The 3,742-nt window shown below is 71.2% G+C and carries 5 protein-coding genes; 3 read left to right on the top strand and 2 right to left on the bottom strand.

Annotation, left to right across the window (positions count from 1 at the left end; all coding sequences use genetic code 11):
- The coding region (locus tag ACFQ87_RS38030; RefSeq protein ID WP_380615509.1) for a fumarylacetoacetate hydrolase family protein at positions 1-790 on the bottom strand (790 nt) is incomplete at its 3' end.
- A gap of 70 nt (positions 791-860) precedes the next feature.
- Entirely contained in the window at positions 861-2,069 is a 1,209-nt protein-coding gene (locus ACFQ87_RS38025; protein WP_380615508.1) for an acyl-CoA dehydrogenase family protein, read from the bottom strand.
- A gap of 244 nt (positions 2,070-2,313) precedes the next feature.
- Here ACFQ87_RS38025 and ACFQ87_RS38020 point away from each other — a divergent pair, with 244 nt between their 5' ends.
- The 3 genes from ACFQ87_RS38020 to ACFQ87_RS38010 are packed head-to-tail and all read left to right on the top strand — an operon-like array spanning position 2,314 to position 3,631.
- Positions 2,314-3,207, top strand: coding sequence for a sulfite exporter TauE/SafE family protein (locus ACFQ87_RS38020; protein WP_380615507.1), 894 nt, complete (start codon positions 2,314-2,316; stop codon positions 3,205-3,207).
- On the top strand, positions 3,200-3,373 hold the full coding sequence (locus tag ACFQ87_RS38015; RefSeq protein WP_380615506.1) for a hypothetical protein: 174 nt from the start codon (positions 3,200-3,202) through the stop codon (positions 3,371-3,373). Before ACFQ87_RS38020 ends, ACFQ87_RS38015 begins: the two co-directional genes overlap by 8 nt.
- 18 nt (positions 3,374-3,391) lie before the next feature.
- Positions 3,392-3,631: a hypothetical protein gene (locus tag ACFQ87_RS38010; RefSeq protein WP_380615505.1), complete on the top strand. Its 240-nt coding sequence runs from the start codon at positions 3,392-3,394 to the stop codon at positions 3,629-3,631.
- Positions 3,632-3,742 lie beyond the last annotated feature (111 nt).

Here is a 3,742-nt window from a genome sequence, read left to right as displayed (position 1 = left end):
CGGCGGCGAAGCCGGTGCCGGCCGGGGTGCCGGTCAGGATGACGTCGCCCGGCTCCAGCGGCACGACGCGGGAGATCGCGGCGATGGTCTCCGGAATGGAGAACACCATCCGGTCGGTGCGGGACACCTGCCGGGGCACGCCGTTGACGCTGAGCGTGATCGCCAGGTCGTGGGGGTCCGGGACCTCGTCGGCCGTGGTGATCCAGGGGCCCAGCGGGCAGCTGGCGGGCAGGCTCTTCGACAGGTAGTACTGCTTGTGCCGGGTCTGCAGGTCCCGCGCGGTGATGTCGTTGGCCACGCAGTAGCCGAAGACGTGGTCCAGCGCCTCGGTCTCGCCGACCCGCCACGCGCGACGGCCGATCACCACCGCGAGTTCGACCTCCCAGTCGATGTCCCGCGAGAGCGAGAAGTCGACGGCCACCGGGCCGACCGGCGCGGCCACGCTGCGGCGGTCCTTGGTGAACACCACCGGGTGCCGGGGCCGCCGGTACTCCCGCCCGGCCGCCCGGTAGGCCTCCTCGCCGTGGTCGGTGTAGTTCAGCCCGAGGGCGAACAGGTTGTTCTCCGGGCGTGGCAGCGGCGCCAACAACTCGGCCTCACCACGTGGCAGTCGTTTCCCGGCACGGCCTCCCGCGGCCAGCTCCGCCCAGGCCTCGGGCCCGTCCCGGAGCAGGTCGAGCATGCCGACCGGCCCCGGGCGGCCGAGCTCGGGCAGTGTCAGCCCGCTGCCGTCCGCGTCGACCAGCGCCAGTCTCTCCGCACCGCCGGTCCGGATGGTCGCTACGCGCATCGTTCCTCCGTCTCGTGCTCGACGGGCCGGCCGGCGTCGGTCCGGCCGGCCCGTCGCTCGGGGACCGCGCTCAGTCGAGCAGTCGGTCCAGCTGGTGGGCGACCGTCCCGCGCAGCACCTCCGAGGCGCCGCCGGCCATGGTCAGCATCCGGGCGTCCCGCATCAGCCGGGCCAGCGGCATCTTGTCGGACAGCCCGTTGGCGCCGCACACCTGGGCGGCGGCGTTGGTGATCCGCTGCGCCAGATCGCCCGTCACGTACTTGGCCATCGCGCTCGGCGCACCGGTCTCGTCCCCGGCGGCCCACTCGCCCGCGGCCCAGTCGATGAGCGACTGCGCCGCCCTCAACTCGCTGACCAGCGGTGCCAGCGTGTGCTGCATGGCGAGGTGGCCCGGCGAACCCGCGGGAAGACGCGCGCTGGCGTAGTCGAAGGCCGTCCGCAGCGCGCTCTTCGAAAGCCCGAGGCAAATAGCCGACTGCCCGAGGCGCTTGCCGTTGTAGTGCCGCATCACTCTGCGCAGCGAACCCCGGTCGAAACCGAGTACCACATGCTCGACGGGTACGAACACATCGTGGTAGCGGACGTGGAATTCGCCCAGTCCGCGCAGGCCCAGTTTCTCCTTGCGGTCGTCGATCTCCACGGTTCCGTCGCCCGCGCCGAGCCGGTTGCGGTCCACCAGGAAGAGGCCGATCTCGCGCGAATCGGGGGCCGGTTTGGCGACCACGAAATGTACCGTCCGGCGGGCCGCGCCGGTGATCCAGTCCTTCTCGCCGCTGATCCGGTAGCCGCCCTCCACCGGTGTCGCCACCGTGGTGAACCGGGCGACGTTGGAACCGGTCTGCGGCTCGCTCATCGCGAACGCGGCCTGTTTCTCGCCGGTGGCGATCGCGCCGAGGTAGCGGTCGCGCAGGTCGGGGCCCGCGTACTCGCGGAGCATGCCGATCTGGCCCAGGTTCTGGTCCATCACGGCCTTGGCGACCGCCGGCGAGATCCGGGCCAGTTCCTCCAGCACTCGGAGGAGGAAGCGCACCCGCTCGGGGCCGCCGTGGTGCTGGTCGTCGCGGTAGCCGAGGGAGTTGGCGAACAGGCCCTGGCGGGCCAGCTCACCGAACAGCTCGGTGCCGATCTCGTCGCTCCGGTCGATCAGCGCGGCCGCCGGAGCGAGGCGTTCGTGAGCGAAGCGGCGGACGTCGTCCAGAAAGGCCGCCGTCTCCGTTCCGGCGGTTTCATCGATGCGGTCAGCGGCGGAGGGAAGCTGCTGAACGGCTAAAGGAGTCACGGTTTGCCCTTTCCTCGGAGGAGAGGTTGCAGGCTCGCGCCGGTCGCACGTCCCGGTGCGAGCGGAACCGACAATGCCACTCCGCGAACATTGCCATGCTACCGACAAGTAAACTGTTCGACTCCGATCGGTGGTGTACGTCACAGTCCCGTTTCTTCCTGATCCTGCGTCAACTAACGTGCGGCCTAAGGAATCCACGCACCCTGCACGCACTGTCCGAGCGTCTCCGGGAAGGGGCATGCCGATGACGCTGACGTTCTCCACTCTCCTGATCCTGATACTGATGGGCGCCGTGGCGGGCGGTGTCGGCGCGTTGTCCGGGATCGGCGGCGGCGCGATCGTGGTCCCCGTCCTGGTACTCGGCTACGACGTCTCGTTCCGCTCGGCGGTGGCCGTCTCGCTGGCCGCCGTGATCGCCAACTCGGCCATCGGATCGGCGGCTTACCTGCGCCAGGGCCTGACCCACAAGCGCCTGGCCTTCAGCCTGGAGGTGACCACCACCATCGGCGGGATCATCGGCAGCCTGGTCACCGCCTTCATCCCGCGCCCGATCCTGGAGGACGTCTTCGGCCTGAGCCAGTTCATCTCCGCCGAACTCACCCGCCGCCGCAAACGACTCCCCGCCACAGCAGGCGAGTTGACGGATTCCGACGTCCCGCCCGACGCCCTCGCCCGGCACGGACTGCGCGCCTGCGAGGGCCGCGACGCGCTGACCGGGCTGGTCTCGGACGAGGCCGACGGCACCGCCCGCGCCTATCGGGCCCGACGCCCGCTCCTGGGCGCCGGCGCGTCCATGGTGGCCGGGACGCTCTCCGGCATGCTCGGCATCGGCGGCGGCTTCCTCAAGGTGCCGGCGATGACGGTGGGCATGGGCGTGCCGGTCCGAGTGGCCACCGCCACCAGCCAGTTCATGATCGGCATCACCGCGGTGGCCAGCTTCGTCGTCTACTTCGCTGCCGGCGTGGTGCAGCCGCTGCTGGTGGCGCCCATCGTGCTCGGCATCACCACCGGCTCGCTGCTCGGCTCCCGGCTCGCCGGGAGGGTCTCGGTCGGCGTGATCGAAGCCGTCTACACCGTCGTGGTACTCGCCTCCGGTCTCTCGTTCCTGCTCGGCGCCTTCGGAGTGATCCATGTCTGACCTCCCCACCAACGAACGCACCACCGCACGCACCGACGACCACACCCACGAACCCACCCACGAACCCGCCGACGGTTCAGCCGCGGCCCCGGAGGCCCTCGCCCACGAGGCCCGCACCAGTCAGCTCACCGCCACCGTGGGGTCGACAACCATCGCCCGCGTCTGAGTAACGATATTGGCCGGCATGGTCGTATGCCTGGCCGACGGGGACCGCGTCGCCCGCCCACTCGCCCTCGCCGCCCTCGCCTCCCAGCACGGTCCCGGCCCCCTGCTGCTCGGCCTCGGCCTGCTCGTCCTGTCCGTCGCCCCGGGCCTCGGAATCCTGACCACCGTGGCCCGCTGGCTACGGGCCGGCGACTGGCGGTACTCCCTCCTGGCCGCCCTGGTGGTGGCCCTGCTGCTGGGCGGCGCCCTGCTCGGCTGACCGATGTCGAGGCGGGCGGGGCGCCGAGCCGGGCGGGGCGCCAACGACACCCCCCATCGACACCCCACCAGAGCCGGTGTCCGCCGATCCCCGGCCGCTTCTCGCCCATCG

The organism is Kitasatospora sp. NPDC056531 (assembly GCF_042794375.1).
Taxonomy (GTDB): Bacteria; Actinomycetota; Actinomycetes; order Streptomycetales; family Streptomycetaceae; genus Kitasatospora.
The sequence above is the reverse complement of the archived record's forward strand: the minus strand, read 5'-3'. Positions and strand labels throughout refer to the sequence as shown.

Bases quoted from the DNA above. Each gene is read 5' to 3' on its own strand.
- ACFQ87_RS38020 (WP_380615507.1), top strand. From the start codon at position 2,314: ATGACGCTGACGTTCTCCACTCTCCTGATCCTGATACTGATGGGCGCC.
- ACFQ87_RS38015 (WP_380615506.1), top strand. From the start codon at position 3,200: ATGTCTGACCTCCCCACCAACGAACGCACCACCGCACGCACCGACGAC.
- ACFQ87_RS38010 (WP_380615505.1), top strand. From the start codon at position 3,392: ATGGTCGTATGCCTGGCCGACGGGGACCGCGTCGCCCGCCCACTCGCC.